Raw genomic sequence first — 14,842 nt, 5'->3', positions numbered from 1 at the left:
GCCGGAAAATGAATAGTGTACTTATCCCACGTGTGCGTTTTGCATTTAAGCTGACGTTCGCGATCCTCGGCGCGCTGGTGCTCGGGTTCTATCTGCAACTTGAAACCCCGCGCTGGTCGGCCATGACCGCCGCCATCGTGACCTCCGGCCCGGCGCTGGCCGCCGGCGGGGAGCCGTTCGCCGGGGCAATCCGCCACCGTGGTTTTCTGCGGGTGATCGGCACCTTTATCGGCTGTATCGCGGCGCTGGTGATTGTGATTGCCACGGCGCGCGCGCCGGTAGTGATGCTGTTGTTGTGCTGTATCTGGGCGGGTGTCTGCACCTGGTGGTCATCGCTGGTGCGCATCGAGAACTCGTATGCGCTGGGTCTGGCGGGTTATACCGCACTGATTATCGTCGTGACTTCCGCGTCGGCGCCGTTGCAAACGCCGCAGTTTGCGGTGGAGCGGTGCAGTGAAATCGTCCTTGGGATTTGTTGCGCCATCGTCGCTGACTTACTGTTTTCTCCCCGTTCTATCAAAAAAGATATCGACCGCGCCGTCAGCCAGCTGATGCTCGACCAGTTCGCGCTGATGCGGATTTGCGTGAACAACGCGTCGAAAGAAGACATTGATAAATCGTGGAATAATCTGGTGAAGAGCACCACGGCGCTGAACGGTATGCGCAGCAGCCTGATGATGGAGTCGTCACGCTGGCAGCGCTGTAACCGGCGTCTGAAAGCGCTGCACAGCACGTCGCTGAGCATGATCACTCAGGCCTGCGAAACCTATCTGATCCTGCAAAGCACGCCGGAACGGTTATCGCCGGAACTGAAAATGATGTTCGATGAACCGGCGGAGACGGTGGCAGATGTTCACCGCCGGATGAAACAATTACGGCAGGCCATCACTGGCTCGCACAGTGATAACGTCCTGATAACCCTGAGCGCCTGGACTGGTGCAGGCACCCGCGCGCTGTTGCTGATGAAAGGCATCCAGACCAACAGCAGTATCAGCACCATAGAAAGCGGCGTGCTCGATGGCGAAGTGGTGGTGCGCCCTGTGTCGGCAGAGCGCCATCATGCGATGATCAACGGTCTGCGAACGTTTACCGCTACCGCTATCGGCTGCCTGATGTGGCTGTGGACCGGCTGGACCTCGGCCAGCGGCTGCGTGATTATCATCGCCGTCGTGACCTCGCTGGCGATGCGTACTCCTAACCCAAAAGGGATGGCGATGGATTTCATCGTCGGTATGCTGCTGGCTATTCCGGTGGGTTCGATGATGTTTATGCTGATCATGCCCGCCACGCAGCAAAGTCTTTTCCTGCTGTGTCTGATGCTGGGGATTTTCACCTTCTTCATCGGTATCGAAGTGACCAAGCGACGCCTCGGTATGCTCGGGTTGCTGGCGGGCACCATCAATATTTTGGTGCTCAGTAACCCGATGAAATTTAACGTTACTGCGTTTCTGGATAGCGCGATGGGGCAGGCCATTGGGACGGTGATTGCGATGGCGGTGTTGCTGATTATTCGCGATAAATCGCGCGAAAAAACGGGCCGTACCTTGCTCAACCGCTTCATGAGCAGCGCGGTGTCGGCATTGACCACCAAGGCTTACCGCCGCCGCGAAAACCATCTTCCGGCGCTGTATCATCAGCTCAACCAGCTGCTGGTGATGTTCCCCAATGACATCGGTAAATACCGTCTGGCGCTGATGCTGATTATCGCGCATCAGCGGATGAAGATGGCGGAAGTGCCAGTGAACGATGAACTGTCGGCATTCCATAAGAAAATCCGTAATACGGCAGACCACGTTGTGTCGTCATCGGGCGAAGGGAAACGGACGTACTATTATCAGCGTCTGCTGAAAGAGCTGGGCGAGTATCAGGAAAAACTGGTCGAGTACGATGCGCCGCTTAAAGTCACCGAACCGGTTCGTCGCCTCACTGACATGCTGCACCGCTATCAGCATTCATTCCTGGCATAAGCCGATAGTTACCGGCGTAAAGACCACAGGGCCGATGCGGTAACGCACCGGCCTTTTTTATTATTCACATTCTGAAGTCACAAAGGCGTGGCGATCTTGCGGGCCGATGGCACGCATCACGCGGCAAGGCACGCCCACCGCGACCACGTTGGCAGGAATAGATTTCGTGACCACACTGCCCGCACCAATCACGCTGTTACGGCCAATCGTCACCCCCGGATTCACTATCACCCCCGCGCCCAGCCAGACGTTGTCTTCAATAACGATAGGCTGCGAGAACTGTTGCCCGGTGATGCGGATGTCCGGGTCGATCGGGTGCCCGGCGGTGGCGAGCGTCACGTTCGGCGCGAACATCACGTTATCGCCGATGGTCACGGTGGCGTCATCCACCAAGGTCAGATTGAAGTTGGCGTAGAAATTTTTACCGATGTGAGTGTGTGTGCCGTAAGCGACGCGCAACGGCGGCTCAACCCAGCCGTTCTCGCCCAGGCTGCCCATGATGTCTTTGAGCATCCGCTGGCGTGTCTCTTCTTCTGACGGGCGGGTCAGATTGTATTCGTACACCCGCTCCTTTCCCGCGCGGCGCTCCTCCGGCAAGCCTTCGCCCATGTCCGTATACAGCTCACCGATGTTCATTTTTATGCGTGTCGACATCCCTTTTTCCTTAATCAATGGGTGATTCATCACGCAGTTTACTGACCGGCTATGACGTTGTGAACGTGTGACATTCGACTTTGCGACCTGTGTCTCTCAGTGCTGTCTGAGAGACGCTTCCTCGTAAGCCGCTATACTTATTGCTATTCACTGCTTTAAACGGCGCACGTCAGGAGGATTTACCATGTCTGCCCAATACCAAAAACTGTCCAAACATCCTTTATTTAAGACCGGCTATTTCACCGGCGGGAAATGGCACGAGGCGAAAACGACGTTTGATGTGCGGGATCCGGCGACGGGAGAGATCGTCGCCAAAGTGGCGAAAGCCGGAAAAGCGGAAACCGAAGCAGCGATCAAGGCCGCCAGCGAGGCTTTCCCTGCGTGGAGAAAAACCACGGCCAAAGCGCGTTCTGAAATTTTGTACCGCTGGTATCAGCTGATGCTGGAGAACAAACAGTTTCTCGGCGAGCTGATGGTGGCGGAGCAGGGTAAGCCGCTGAAAGAGGCGCTGGGCGAAGTCGATTACGCCGCCAGCTATCTGCAGTGGTTCAGTGAGGAAGCCAAGCGCGCCAACGGCGAAATCATCCCTCCGGCGAAATCCGGTTCACGTATCCTGGCGACCCGCGAACCGGTCGGCGTGGTGGCGGCGATCACCCCGTGGAATTTCCCGCTGGCGATGCTGACCCGCAAACTCGGCCCTGCGCTGGCAGCAGGGTGTACCGGTCTTATCAAACCGGCCAATAACACGCCGCTGTCGGCCTTCGCCCTGCTGCAACTGGCGAAAGACGCCGGTGTACCGGACGGCGTGATCAACGGCGTGGCCGGTGATACCCATGCCATCAGCGATGCGATCATGGCCAGCGACAAAGTGCGCAAAGTCTCCTTTACCGGTTCGACGGAAGTGGGCAAAACGCTGGTGCGCAACAGCGCCGATACGATGAAAAAAGTGTCGATGGAGCTGGGCGGTAACGCGCCTTATATCGTGTTTGACGATGCCGATCTCGAGGCTGCCGTGAAAGGGGCCGTCACCTGTAAATTCCGAAACACCGGGCAGGTATGCGTTTGTATCAACCGCATCTACGTACAGGACGGCGTTTACGATGCTTTCGTGACGCGTCTGGTGGAAGAAGTCCGCAAACTGAAGGTCGGCAACGGCATGGACGACGGCGTTATCGTCGGGCCGCTTATAGACATCAAAGGGCTGGAGAAAGTGGAAGACCACGTCAAAGATGCGCTGGAGAAGGGCGGGCGTCTGATGGAAGGCGGTGAGCGTCATAAACTCGGCGGTAACTTCTTCCAGCCGACGGTGATTGCTGATGCCACCGACGACATGAAAGTGGCGCAGGAAGAAACCTTCGGCCCGCTTGCCGCCTGTTTCCGTTTCAAAACGGAAGAAGAAGTGATTAAGCGCGCCAACGACACGCCTTTCGGGCTGGCGGCGTATTTCTACAGCCAGAATCTGCAACGTATTTTCCGCGTCGCGGACGCCATTGAAAGCGGCATGATTGGCGTGAATGAGTGCGCGATTTCCAACGAAGCGGCACCGTTCGGCGGCGTGAAAGAATCCGGACTGGGACGTGAAGGATCGGTGCTGGGGCTGGAAGAGTATTTGCAGGTGAAAACGTTACATTTAGGAAATCTATAAGTCGTCTTTTCAGAAAGCCGCTTTTAGTTAACAATAATCAGTAGCAAACAAAGGGCCGGAAACGGTGCTTTCCGGCAAAGCACAAAGGACGTCAATGAAGGTATTTAACGGGCTGCGTTCGCGCACGCTGATGATGGCGGCGGCGGTGATGCTGGGGCTGTCGGGCATGGCCGGGCAGGCTGTCGCAAAATCGACATACAATCAGGGCACAATCGTGTCAGGCACCGACGAGAAAACGGTGGTCAGCTATGTGCGTCAACACCAGCGTCTGCCGGACAATTACATCACCAAGAAAAAAGCCCGCGAAGCCGGCTGGGATGCGCGTGCCGGGAATTTATGCGATGTGCTGCCGGGCAAAGCCATTGGCGGCGACCGTTTCTCAAACCGGGAAGGGCGTTTACCGGCAGCCAGCAAACGGGTGTGGCGTGAGGCGGATATCAACTATCGCTGCGGACGTCGTGGCGCTGACCGGCTGCTGTTTGCCAGCGACGGTCTGATTTACGTCAGCCGCGACCATTATCAACATTTTGTTCGGGTGGAGTAATGTCGATGAAAAAAGTGAGCTTCGATTTTAATCACATCCCGGATTTACCCGCATTCTATCGCGAGTTTGTCCGTCAGTTTTCCCTGACTGACAGTTTCGGCGCGAATCTGGATGCACTATGGGATGAAGTAACGGGCGGGATCGCACTGCCGGTTGAAGTGGATTTCATCAACCTGAATGCCAGCCGTAAACGGCGGTTCGGTGCACTGATTTTGCTGTTTGAAGAGGCGGAAGAAGAGCTGGAAGGTGAGCTGCGGCTGAATCAGGTCGATAAACCAGTTGCGAAAGCCAAAGTCTGAAAAGAAAAACCCGCCATCAAAGCGGGTTTTTGTTTTTTATTCCTGGCCTTCAGCCAGTTCGCGCAGATACTGGAAAATCTGGCGGTAAGATTTCGGCGGCTTGTTGGTCGCTTTCTCTTTTTGCGCATTGCGGATGAGGGCGCGCAGTTGCTGACGGTCAGCGGTCGGGTATAAATCCAGCACCGTTGGCACCGCATCATCACCTTCTTCGACCAGACGGTCACGCAGCATTTCCAGTTTATGGAACAGCGAAACCTGCTGATTGTGGCGGTTTTTCAGTTTATCCAGCGCAGTTTCAATCGGTTCAACGTCGCGCGAACGCAGCATTTTACCGATCAGCTGAAGCTGGCGGCGACGGCCTTCTTTCTTGATTTTCTGCGCTAAATCGATAGCGGCGCGCAGATCTTCGTCCAGTGGCAGTTTATCGAGGGAGTTTTTACCCAGATCCACCATTTCTGCACCGAGATCTTTCAGCGCCTCGGCGTCACGTTTGATTTCACTTTTACTGACCCAGATGATCTCATCATCTTCATCGTTCTCATTATTCTCGGGAACGTCATCGAGCCAGTCGTCAATTTTCTTTGTCATGGGCGCTTCCTCTTAACGAGGTAATCCTGTCAGTTTGATTGTGCTTTATTGCTTCGGCGGCATTATGCCACAGAGATGGCTATTCTGTTGCAACTTCGGTCTGATCAACGCCGCACGCAATGCGAAATTATGGCGAGTCTCTGTTAGACTCAAAAGTATAAGTTTCTCTGTCTCAGTGTAGAACAATCCCTTTTATCTCATAAGCGATGGCATGCCGATGAACGTAGTGAATCAAGTTGCGCAGCAGCGTAAAACTCTCGAACAAGCCGTATCTCAGGCTCTGGAACTGGCAAAAGCGGGTTCAGATGCTGCAGAAGTGGCGGTCAGTAAAACCACCGGTATCGGCGTCAGTACACGTTTTGGTGAAGTCGAGAACGTTGAGTTCAACAGCGACGGCGCATTGGGCATCACCGTTTATTATCAGAACCGTAAAGGCAGCGCGTCTTCTACCGATCTCAGCCCGGACGCCATTTCCCGCACCGTGCAGGCCGCGCTGGATATCGCCCGTTACACGTCGCCGGATCCGTTCGCAGGCGTGGCTGACAAAGAGATGCTGGCGTTTGATGCGCCGGATCTGGATTTATTCCACCCGGAAGAGCTGGATCCGGATCGCAGTATCGAACTGGCAGCCCGTGCAGAACAGGCTGCGCTGAAAGCCGACAAACGCATCACCAACACCGAAGGCGGCAGTTTCAACAGCCACTACGGCATCCGCGTATTCGGCAACAGCCACGGCATGTTGCAAAGTTACTGCTCGACGCGTCATTCGATTTCCGCCTCAGTAATTGCTGAACACGAAGGCGACATGGAACGCGATTACGCCTATTCCATTGCCCGCAAAATGAGTGACCTGAAAGATCCGGAATGGGTCGGTGCGGAGTGCGCTCGCCGCACGCTTTCGCGTCTGGCACCGCGTAAATTACCCACCATGCATGCGCCGGTGCTGTTCGCCTCCGAAGTGGCGACCGGTTTGTTCGGCCATCTGGTGGGCGCCATCAGCGGCGGCAGCATTTACCGTAAATCGTCCTTCCTGCTCGACAGCTTAGGTGAGCAGATCCTGCCAGAGTGGCTGACGATTGAAGAGCATCCGCATCTGTTGCAGGGCCTGGCATCCACGCCGTTCGACAGTGAAGGTGTGCGCACGCAGCGTCGCGATATCGTCAAAGACGGCGTACTGCAAACCTGGCTGATGACCTGTTATTCCGCCCGCAAGCTTGGCCTGCAAACCACCGGCCACGCAGGCGGCATCCACAACTGGCGCATTGCCGGTCAGGGTGATGACTTCGCCGGTATGTTGCGTAAGCTCGACAAAGGTCTGGTCGTCACAGAGTTGATGGGCCAGGGCGTCAGCGGCGTCACCGGTGACTATTCGCGCGGTGCAGCCGGTTTCTGGGTCGAGAACGGTGAGATTCAATATCCGGTGAGCGAAATCACCATTGCCGGCAATCTGAAAGACATGTGGCGCAATATGGTCGCCATCGGCAGTGATATCGAAACCCGCAGCAATATCCAGTGTGGTTCCGTGCTGTTACCGGCAATGAAAATCGCCGGCGAATAACCCTCCCTAAAGCAGCGGTCGCCCGGCCGCTGCCTCAATTCTTTACAAAAAATTCATCCCGTTTTCCTCTCTCTAAGCCTATTTTTATAAAGCCTTACAAGCAATGTCGTTTTATTAAACAAATAAATAACAATAGAGAGAAAAATCATGCGTAAACAACTGATGGCGTTAGCGGTGCTAGCCATGCTGGGAAGCAGCACGGCAGCTCTGGCAGCAGATTTAGAAACGGACATGGACACGATTGCCGATAACTACGGCAAAGTGCTGAAAACCAAAGATCAGGCAGAACTGACCACGGGTCTGGCAAACATGAAAGCGGCTGCTGAAGACGCGAAAAAAGCCACGCCGCCGAAACTGAAAGGCAAAGCGCCGGACAGCCCGGAAATGCAGGATTACCACAAAGGCATGGATACGCTGATCGGCCAGATTGATAAGGCATCTGAACTGGCGAAAGCCGGTAAAGTGGATGAAGCGAAGAAAGAAGCGGAAGGGTTTAAAGCGACCCGGAACGAGAATCACAAGAAGTTTAAATAGGCAGATGGCCGCTTCTCAACGGCTTACAGCGGTGAAAATTTCGGTTTCTCAATCGCGGTGATCACACGGCCACTTGCGCCGAAACCGACCAAAGAGGGCTAAGACGAGCCCTCTTTGGGATCTCCACGTCGTAAACTGCGCGCTCCGCTTCAGGTATCACAGCGACAGGCTGGAAATCTTGCCGCTACGCGGTGCCTTCTCCCGGGTTTCGAGCCTCTGGCCTCGAACCTCTCGCTCAGCAAGATCCCTGAATCGCCCGCACGATCTTAAATTCAACGGCAGATTGTTTTCATCTTTTAAATAAGCTTAATGGCGTGCTCAAAAATGGCACCGAATGAATGGTTCGAGACCTGAGGCTCGAAACCTGAAATGAGGGAATCGCGCAGCGATGACATTTTGCGCCACTCACTGTTGCCATGGAACATGTCCATCTTGCCAGCGATAGCGCGCAGTAAAAAAGCGGGGAGAGATCCAAGAGAGGGAAAGCACTTCCCTCTCTTGGTCGGTTTCGGCGCTGCAAGTTAAGCGATCACCGCACGTGAGAAACCGAAACTTTCTCAGTACTCTCAGTACTCTCAGTACTCTCAGTACTCACCGAGGCCGCCATTGCAGCGCCCCCTGCAAAAAAAACCTTAACTTCTCAGTTCCCCTGCCGCTTCCGGCTGAAACAACAACTCCAGCACTTCGATGCGGCTGTTCTCGCCATTGGGCATTTCCCACGTGATGCTTCCACCGACGCGCAGGCCGAGCAGCGCAGCGCCCAGCGGAGCCATCACCGACAACTGTTCGTTGCTGTCTTTCAGTGCCGCCGGATATACCAGCGTGCGGATGTGTTCTTCGCCGTCTTTACCTTCTGTGAAGCGCACCTTACTGTTCATCGTGACCACGTCGGCAGGGATTTGCTCGGGCGGCAAAATCTCAGCGCGATCCAACTCTTCATTCAGGGCGTCGGCGACCGGGCTGCTGGCAAACGCAGGTTGTGCCAGCAGTGTGTCCAGGCGTTCTGCGTCAAGTTCATTGATGATCAGTGTCGGTTTACTCATAACATTCTCCATGGTTCCTTTTGCATCACCCGCTTCATGCGAGTGGGGTGCCGGTCGGCAAAAAATAACACCCCCGCGGGTGAGCGCAGGGGTGTCGGTGATTTGCATGTGTTCTTTGATACTAGGCACTCTTCAGCAGAAATGAAAGCGCTGTGAGGGAATTAATCCGCATTGCGAAAATTCCGATTACCAGTGAAATACGCTGCTACACCCTGCAATATTCAGTGATATGACGACTTAACTTTTCGTTTTGCGAATTGGATCCGCTCAGGGCACCGTATTTCCACTTCGAACTGGAAAAAGACCCTCTACACAGGAAATCTGTGCGGGGTTAGGGTAAAGACAGAAGAAATAAACGGCTGAAATAGTGAGTCAGGAAAGGAGAGAGGTAAACGCGAGTGAATAACGCAAGCGCATCTGTGAAGGGAACCGGGCGGATTGAATTGAAAGATGCTGCGGCGAAAACAGAGCAAGTTTTAAAAGATATTCAGACGATGCAAAGTGCGAAGAATATCTACACCACAGATGTTCAGTTGCAGATGTTAACGTCACACGTGAAAGCCATGGTATTACGATCAATTACCGGCGAACCGTTACCTGACGTTGAAAAAGAGTTATTTGATGAAATCTCTGCTGAGTCCATGCAAATGGCAGAAGAGGTCGTCAGCGAGTTCGGAAATTTACCGATTGAGGAAGCCTATTTGCTCTCGGTGCATTTTGAAGTCGCAAGAGACAACGAGCCGAAATAATATTTTTACTGAACGTTAAGCGAATTAATTAATCCGGAGAAGTGAATTATGGGACAAGTATTAGTTGTGATCGGCGACCGTTTAGGTAAAGGCCAGAAAGTGGCGGCAGGCGTGGAAGCGGCTGGCGGAAGAGCCATTGTTGTCCCAGGCATGGCAGCAGATATGAAACTCGGCGACGTGATGAAAGCAGAAGGGGCCAGCTTAGGTATTTCTTTCTGCGGCAGTGGCGGCGCAGGTGCGATTACCGCACAAAACAAATACGGATATAAAGCCAAATACGGGATGCGCTCAGTGGATGAAGGCGTCACGGCAATTAACGAAGGCTGTTTAGTATTAGGGTTCGGATTTATGGATAAAGAAGAGCTGGGTCAGCGTTTGGTTGAAGCTTATAACAAGAAGTATGGTCAGGCGTAATGAAGCAACAATTAACCACGACAGTTCGGGTTGAAGGAAAGGGCGAAAATAAGGCTGCCGCCTTTTCTTCCGCGCTGAGTCAGGTTCAGAGAACGGTTCTCAAATCTTCGGCGAATAATGTCTTGCTGCGCATTGAACCGCAGGACGTCAAGGTAATAAAAGCAGAAGAGTCCGTTAAAAGAGAAAAGTTTCTGTTCTTTTTTCTGGCCAGGGAAAGAAAGAGTTATTACGTGGCGTTAGACATTACCGTCAACCTGACTGTTATTAATACGGAACAGGTAGTTTTTGTCACGAAATAAAAACGTTAGCTATAAATGACAAGGATATACTGATGTTTTTAATTATTTTATTTAAGTCGCTTATTATCGGCGGACTGGTTGGCGTGGGCGTAGGTGCGGGTGCCGCACGTATGTTCCATGCGCCTACCGTGCAAGGGATGGGGGCTTTTCGTACGCTTGGGGAATTAAACTCCTGCGAAGGCGATCCGGCTTCGCATTTCTCATTTGGTCTGGGCTTCTTCTTTAACGCCTGGGCATCTTCCGTTGCGGCAGGTTCTTTCACACAGGACGTTGACCACCGCATCATCCCTCACTGGGCGACCGCGGCGCTGATGTTCAAAAACCGCAATGTCGCTGAAACCATGCATGACCCACGCAAGATGGCGATTGCCGGCGGCATCATCGGCATGATTGTGGTGGCCTTCCTCAACACCACCGCGTCCGCCGTTCCTCCGGCGTTGCAGGTCACGGCAATTAAAGTGCTGGTGCCTGCGGCAAACCTGCTGGTGAACACTGTCATGCCGGTGATTTTCTGGCTGGCGGCGATTGATGCAGGGCGTCGTTCCGGTTTCTGGGCCACCATTTTTGGCGGTCTGGCGCAGATGATCATGGGTAACGCCGTACCGGGTCTGGTGCTGGGTATCCTCATCGGTAAAGGCGTTGAAGAAAGCGGCTGGAACCACGTCACCAAAGTGATGATGGCGGCGATTATCGCGCTGTTCGTCCTCAGCGGTTTCTTCCGGGGTTTCGACGTCAAACTGTTGCAGTCATTCATGCTGGACGTCCCGACATGGCTGAATGGCATTCACAACTCACTCAGCGGTAAGTAAGGGAGCATGACAATGGAAGAACAAGCCAAACGTGGTTTCTGGTACGCCGAGTGGTCGTTCCCGATTTTTGTCGGACTGCTGTCCTCGGGCGTTTTCGCCGGGACACACATGTATTACCTGTACGGCATCGGCGCGTTTAACGAAGTGGCGTTTGTATCGATGTTGCGTTCCGGTATGGACACCGGCGTGTACGGCGCAGTGGCGGCCTTCGGTGCCAGCTTCCTGTTTGCCCGCATCATCGAAGGGTCACTGGTCGGGATTCTTGATATCGGCGGTGCCATCCAGACCGGGATCGGCCTGGGCGTTCCGGCGATGCTGCTGGGTGCCGGGTTTGTCTTCCCGGTGGCGAACTTCGCGGCTTCGCTGGTGACCGGGCTGATCCTCGGTTTAGCCGTTGGTTACATCATCATTCTGGCGCGTAAATTCACCATCAATCAGAGCAATTCGACCTACGGCGCTGACGTGATGATGGGCGCGGGTAATGCTTCCGGCCGCTTCCTCGGGCCGTTGATTATCCTGTCAGCCATGGCGGCCTCGATTCCTATCGGTCTGGGATCATTGCTCGGCGCACTGGGTTTCTATCTGTGGCAGAAGCCAATCACCGGTGGCGCGATCCTCGGTGCCATGATCCTGGGCGCAATCTTCCCGGTTTCATTGTAAGAACAGCAGCATAGAAGCAAATCAGCAGTAAAGCGGGCGTCGGGAACACTCCTGACGCCCGGCATTATGGAGAACGTCGTATGTATGACTTAATCATCCGCCAGGCATTACGCGCAGACGGCAGCCTGACAGATATTGCAATTCAGGACGGCAAATTCGCCGCCATTGGCACGCTGGCAGCTGATGCCACCGCCCGCCAGACGCTCGATCTTCAGGGCAAGATTTACGCCAGCGCTGGCTGGATCGATTCCCACGTTCACTGTTACCCAAAATCGCCGATTTATCATGACGACGCCGACCTGATTGGTGTGGCCTGTGGTGTCACCACCGTTGCAGATGCCGGCAGCACCGGCGCCAATGATGTCGACGATTTCTATCAGATTACCCGTGCGGCGAAAACCAACGTCTACGCGTTTCTGAATATCGCCCGCACCGGCATCGTGACGCAGAACGAGCTGGCGGATATGACGCAGATCGACAAAGTCGGCGTGCGTGACGCCATCGCGCGAAATCCCGGTTTTATCATCGGGATCAAAGCGCGTATGAGCAGCAGCGTGGTCGGCCAGAACGGCATCAAACCGCTGGTGCGCGCCAAAGAAATTCAGCAGGAAAACGATGACCTGCCGCTGATGGTGCATATCGGTAATAACCCGCCGAACCTCGATGAAATCGCGGATTTACTGACGTCCGGCGACATCATCACCCACTGCTATAACGGCAAGCCGAACCGCATTCTCTCGCCGGAAGGCGTGCTGCGCGATTCGATTAAACGTGCGCTGAGCCGCGGCGTGCTGCTGGATGTCGGTCACGGCACCGCGAGTTTCAGTTTTGAGGTGGCGGAGCTGGCGATTAAGCAGGGCATTTTGCCGCACACCATCAGCTCCGATATTTATTGCCGTAACCGTATGAACGGGCCGGTGCATAGCCTGGCGACGGTGATGTCGAAATTCTTTAGCGTCGGCATGACGTTGCCGCAGGTGATTGATTGCGTGACCTCTCACGCCGCTGACGCGCTGCGCCTGCCGGCCAAAGGCCGTCTGGAAATCGGTGCTGACGCCGACCTGACCCTGTTCGAGCAGCGTTTTGCGCCGCAGGTGTTTGTCGATTCCGAAGGACAGTCCGTGAAGGGCGAAAGTTTGCTGGTGCCTCTGGCCGCTGTGGTCGCGGGCGTCACCCTGTTAACCGAAGAAGGGAAATCTGCTCATGTCTTCTGAACAATCGCTGTATGAAAAGTATCAGTTAAAACAAGTCATTAACGCCTCAGGCCGCATGACGGCGCTGGGAGTTTCCACGCCGCGCGAGGAAGTCGCCGCGGTCGTGAATACCGGTCTGAATCATTATTTTGAGATGAAAGATCTGGTGAACAAAACCGGCGCATACATCGCGAAACTGCTGAACGTCGAAAACGCCGTGGTGGTTTCCTGTGCTTCTGCCGGGATCGCGCAGTCGGTGGCGGCGGTGATCGTCAAAGATAACGCCTGGCTGCTGGAAAACCTGCACGCCGCGCCGCTGGAAATCCCGCACGACATCGTGCTGCCAAAGGGCCATAACGTGAATTTCGGCGCGCCGGTGGGCACGATGATCACCCTGGGCGGCGGTAAAATTGTTGAAGCCGGTTATGCCAACGAATGTTCCGCCGCGCAGCTTGCTGCCTGCATCACGCCGCGCACGGCGGCTATCATGTACATCAAATCGCACCACTCGGTGCAGAAAAGCATTCTGTCGGTTGCGGAAGCCGCCGAAGTGGCGCGTGCGCATAATGTGCCGCTGATCGTCGATGCTGCCGCAGAAGAAGATCTGACCTGCTATTACGAGATGGGCGCGGATCTGGTGATCTACAGCGGCGCAAAAGCCATCGAAGGGCCGACCAGCGGTCTGGTGCTCGGCAAAAAACAGTATGTCGAATGGGTAAAACTGCAATCGGGCGGCATTGGCCGTGCGATGAAAGTCGGCAAAGAGGGCATTCTCGGCCTGACGCAGGCGATTGAAAGCTATATCACGCTGCCGAAAACCACCGGGCAGGAAATGGTCGACAAAATGACGCCATTTATCGCCAGCCTGAATGACATCAACGGCGTCTCGGGGCGTGTGGTCTGGGACAGCGCCGGGCGTGATATCGCCCGTACGGAAATCACCTTTGATGAAGCGGTGCTCGGCTGGAAAACCAAAGCCATTGTGGACGCCATGAAGAACGGCGATATCGCCATTTATTTCCGTGGCTATCGCGCCAACGAAGGCAAGATTGAAGTCGATGTGCGCAGCGTGACGCCGCCGCAGCTCGCTATCGTTGCAGAGCGTTTCAAACAACTTTTCAGCGGAGAAAAAGCATGAAGCTGACCCCGAATTTCTACCGTGACCGCGTATGTCTGAACGTGCTTGCCGGTTCAAAAGACAATGCCCGCGAGATTTATGAAGCGGCTGAAGGTCATGTGCTGGTCGGCGTGCTGTCCAAAAATTATCCGGACGTCGCGAGCGCGGTGGCGGACATGAAAGAGTACGCCGCACTGATTGAAAACGCTTTGTCCGTGGGCTTAGGCGCGGGCGATCCGCGTCAGTCGCTGATGGTCAGCCAGATTTCTGCGCAGGTTCAGCCGCAGCATGTGAATCAGGTTTTCACCGGCGTCGGGACCAGCCGCGGAATGCTCGGGCAAAACGACAGTGTGGTCAACGGCCTGATTTCGCCGACCGGTAAAGTCGGCTTTGTGAAAATCAATACCGGGCCGCTGAGTTCAGCCTCCGCTGACGCCATCGTGCCGGTGGAAACCGCCATTGCGCTGCTCAAAGACATGGGCGGCAGCTCGGTGAAATATTTCCCGATGGGCGGCCTGAAAACCCGTGACGAGTTCGCGGCGGTGGCCCGTGCCTGTGCGGAACAGGATTTCTGGCTGGAGCCGACCGGCGGCATCGATTTAGAAAACTTCGAGCCGATTATGGAGATCGCGCTGGCGGCGGGCGTGACCAAAATCATCCCGCATATCTACAGTTCCATCATCGACAGCGCGTCGGGTCATACCCGCCCTGAGGATGTGAAAACCCTGCTGGCCAGCGTCAAAAAACTGCTGGGCTGAAGGTTCTGACC

General features: G+C 54.8%; 17 protein-coding genes. 14 read left to right on the top strand and 3 right to left on the bottom strand.

Annotated features, from left to right (window positions below; all coding sequences use genetic code 11):
* Positions 1-8 precede the first annotated feature (8 nt).
* Positions 9-1,967 carry a p-hydroxybenzoic acid efflux pump subunit AaeB gene (aaeB, locus tag J1779_RS18670; RefSeq protein WP_136376854.1) on the top strand — a complete coding sequence of 653 codons (1,959 nt, stop codon included), beginning with the start codon at positions 9-11 and terminating at the stop codon, positions 1,965-1,967.
* Positions 1,968-2,027: 60 nt separating this feature from the next.
* Here the strand turns inward: aaeB and J1779_RS18665 are convergent, their stop codons facing one another.
* Positions 2,028-2,621: a sugar O-acetyltransferase gene (locus J1779_RS18665; RefSeq protein WP_217204477.1), complete on the bottom strand. Its 594-nt coding sequence runs from the start codon at positions 2,619-2,621 to the stop codon at positions 2,028-2,030.
* 184 nt (positions 2,622-2,805) lie between these two features.
* Here J1779_RS18665 and J1779_RS18660 point away from each other — a divergent pair, with 184 nt between their 5' ends.
* The 3 genes from J1779_RS18660 (at position 2,806) to J1779_RS18650 (ending at position 5,109) form a co-directional block, all read left to right on the top strand.
* A complete protein-coding gene (locus J1779_RS18660; RefSeq protein ID WP_217204476.1) occupies positions 2,806-4,266 on the top strand; it encodes an NAD-dependent succinate-semialdehyde dehydrogenase in 1,461 nt (486 codons plus the stop codon).
* 94 nt (positions 4,267-4,360) lie between these two features.
* Entirely contained in the window at positions 4,361-4,810 is a 450-nt protein-coding gene (locus J1779_RS18655; RefSeq protein WP_136376857.1) for a ribonuclease domain-containing protein, read from the top strand.
* Between the two features lie 5 nt (positions 4,811-4,815).
* On the top strand, positions 4,816-5,109 hold the full coding sequence (locus J1779_RS18650) for a barstar family protein (RefSeq protein ID WP_056776209.1): 294 nt from the start codon (positions 4,816-4,818) through the stop codon (positions 5,107-5,109).
* A 36-nt stretch (positions 5,110-5,145) separates the two neighbouring features.
* Here the strand turns inward: J1779_RS18650 and yjgA are convergent, their stop codons facing one another.
* Positions 5,146-5,697, bottom strand: coding sequence for a ribosome biogenesis factor YjgA (gene yjgA, locus J1779_RS18645; protein WP_056776213.1), 552 nt, complete (start codon positions 5,695-5,697; stop codon positions 5,146-5,148).
* 217 nt (positions 5,698-5,914) lie between these two features.
* On the opposite strand from yjgA, the gene pmbA reads away from it, so the two are divergent.
* Positions 5,915-7,255, top strand: a complete 1,341-nt coding sequence (gene pmbA / locus J1779_RS18640) for a metalloprotease PmbA (protein ID WP_122094468.1) — start codon at positions 5,915-5,917, stop codon at positions 7,253-7,255.
* Positions 7,256-7,402: 147 nt separating this feature from the next.
* Complete coding sequence (gene cybC, locus J1779_RS18635; protein WP_217204475.1) at positions 7,403-7,789, top strand: cytochrome b562; 387 nt, start codon at positions 7,403-7,405, stop codon at positions 7,787-7,789.
* A gap of 632 nt (positions 7,790-8,421) precedes the next feature.
* Here the strand turns inward: cybC and rnk are convergent.
* Complete coding sequence (gene rnk, locus J1779_RS18630; RefSeq protein WP_056776220.1) at positions 8,422-8,832, bottom strand: nucleoside diphosphate kinase regulator; 411 nt, start codon at positions 8,830-8,832, stop codon at positions 8,422-8,424.
* A gap of 398 nt (positions 8,833-9,230) precedes the next feature.
* Here rnk and J1779_RS18625 point away from each other — a divergent pair, with 398 nt between their 5' ends.
* The 8 genes from J1779_RS18625 (at position 9,231) to dagF (ending at position 14,831) form a co-directional block, all read left to right on the top strand.
* A complete protein-coding gene (locus tag J1779_RS18625; RefSeq protein WP_056776222.1) occupies positions 9,231-9,581 on the top strand; it encodes a PRD domain-containing protein in 351 nt (116 codons plus the stop codon).
* A gap of 48 nt (positions 9,582-9,629) precedes the next feature.
* A complete protein-coding gene (locus tag J1779_RS18620) occupies positions 9,630-9,995 on the top strand; it encodes an SFCGS family glycine-rich protein (protein ID WP_136377019.1) in 366 nt (121 codons plus the stop codon).
* Complete coding sequence (locus J1779_RS18615; RefSeq protein ID WP_047605601.1) at positions 9,995-10,294, top strand: DUF4312 family protein; 300 nt, start codon at positions 9,995-9,997, stop codon at positions 10,292-10,294. The genes J1779_RS18620 and J1779_RS18615 overlap by 1 nt, the downstream gene beginning before the upstream one ends.
* A gap of 32 nt (positions 10,295-10,326) precedes the next feature.
* Complete coding sequence (locus tag J1779_RS18610; RefSeq protein ID WP_056776226.1) at positions 10,327-11,103, top strand: DUF4311 domain-containing protein; 777 nt, start codon at positions 10,327-10,329, stop codon at positions 11,101-11,103.
* A gap of 12 nt (positions 11,104-11,115) precedes the next feature.
* Entirely contained in the window at positions 11,116-11,763 is a 648-nt protein-coding gene (locus J1779_RS18605; protein WP_056776229.1) for a DUF4310 family protein, read from the top strand.
* An 80-nt stretch (positions 11,764-11,843) separates the two neighbouring features.
* Positions 11,844-12,977, top strand: coding sequence for an amidohydrolase/deacetylase family metallohydrolase (locus J1779_RS18600; protein ID WP_056776230.1), 1,134 nt, complete (start codon positions 11,844-11,846; stop codon positions 12,975-12,977).
* The gene (locus tag J1779_RS18595) at positions 12,967-14,094 is read left to right on the top strand and encodes a DgaE family pyridoxal phosphate-dependent ammonia lyase (protein ID WP_217204474.1); all 1,128 of its coding nucleotides are present in this window, start codon (positions 12,967-12,969) and stop codon (positions 14,092-14,094) included. The genes J1779_RS18600 and J1779_RS18595 overlap by 11 nt, the downstream gene beginning before the upstream one ends.
* Positions 14,091-14,831, top strand: a complete 741-nt coding sequence (gene dagF / locus J1779_RS18590) for a 2-dehydro-3-deoxy-phosphogluconate aldolase (protein WP_183848384.1) — start codon at positions 14,091-14,093, stop codon at positions 14,829-14,831. The genes J1779_RS18595 and dagF overlap by 4 nt, the downstream gene beginning before the upstream one ends.
* Positions 14,832-14,842: the final 11 nt, after the last annotated feature.

This window comes from Rahnella rivi (genome assembly GCF_019049655.1).
Classification (GTDB): domain Bacteria; phylum Pseudomonadota; class Gammaproteobacteria; order Enterobacterales; family Enterobacteriaceae; genus Rahnella; species Rahnella rivi.
The sequence above is the reverse complement of the archived record's forward strand: the minus strand, read 5'-3'. Positions and strand labels throughout refer to the sequence as shown.

What these genes read in the sequence shown, in the direction of transcription:
- aaeB (WP_136376854.1), top strand. Translation starts at nt 9, where the DNA reads ATGAATAGTGTACTTATCCCACGTGTGCGTTTTGCATTTAAGCTGACG.
- J1779_RS18665 (WP_217204477.1), bottom strand. Translation starts at nt 2,621, where the DNA reads ATGTCGACACGCATAAAAATGAACATCGGTGAGCTGTATACGGACATG.
- J1779_RS18660 (WP_217204476.1), top strand. Translation starts at nt 2,806, where the DNA reads ATGTCTGCCCAATACCAAAAACTGTCCAAACATCCTTTATTTAAGACC.
- J1779_RS18655 (WP_136376857.1), top strand. Translation starts at nt 4,361, where the DNA reads ATGAAGGTATTTAACGGGCTGCGTTCGCGCACGCTGATGATGGCGGCG.
- J1779_RS18650 (WP_056776209.1), top strand. Translation starts at nt 4,816, where the DNA reads ATGAAAAAAGTGAGCTTCGATTTTAATCACATCCCGGATTTACCCGCA.
- yjgA (WP_056776213.1), bottom strand. Translation starts at nt 5,697, where the DNA reads ATGACAAAGAAAATTGACGACTGGCTCGATGACGTTCCCGAGAATAAT.
- pmbA (WP_122094468.1), top strand. Translation starts at nt 5,915, where the DNA reads ATGAACGTAGTGAATCAAGTTGCGCAGCAGCGTAAAACTCTCGAACAA.
- cybC (WP_217204475.1), top strand. Translation starts at nt 7,403, where the DNA reads ATGCGTAAACAACTGATGGCGTTAGCGGTGCTAGCCATGCTGGGAAGC.
- rnk (WP_056776220.1), bottom strand. Translation starts at nt 8,832, where the DNA reads ATGAGTAAACCGACACTGATCATCAATGAACTTGACGCAGAACGCCTG.
- J1779_RS18620 (WP_136377019.1), top strand. Translation starts at nt 9,630, where the DNA reads ATGGGACAAGTATTAGTTGTGATCGGCGACCGTTTAGGTAAAGGCCAG.
- J1779_RS18615 (WP_047605601.1), top strand. Translation starts at nt 9,995, where the DNA reads ATGAAGCAACAATTAACCACGACAGTTCGGGTTGAAGGAAAGGGCGAA.
- J1779_RS18610 (WP_056776226.1), top strand. Translation starts at nt 10,327, where the DNA reads ATGTTTTTAATTATTTTATTTAAGTCGCTTATTATCGGCGGACTGGTT.
- J1779_RS18605 (WP_056776229.1), top strand. Translation starts at nt 11,116, where the DNA reads ATGGAAGAACAAGCCAAACGTGGTTTCTGGTACGCCGAGTGGTCGTTC.
- J1779_RS18600 (WP_056776230.1), top strand. Translation starts at nt 11,844, where the DNA reads ATGTATGACTTAATCATCCGCCAGGCATTACGCGCAGACGGCAGCCTG.
- J1779_RS18595 (WP_217204474.1), top strand. Translation starts at nt 12,967, where the DNA reads ATGTCTTCTGAACAATCGCTGTATGAAAAGTATCAGTTAAAACAAGTC.
- dagF (WP_183848384.1), top strand. Translation starts at nt 14,091, where the DNA reads ATGAAGCTGACCCCGAATTTCTACCGTGACCGCGTATGTCTGAACGTG.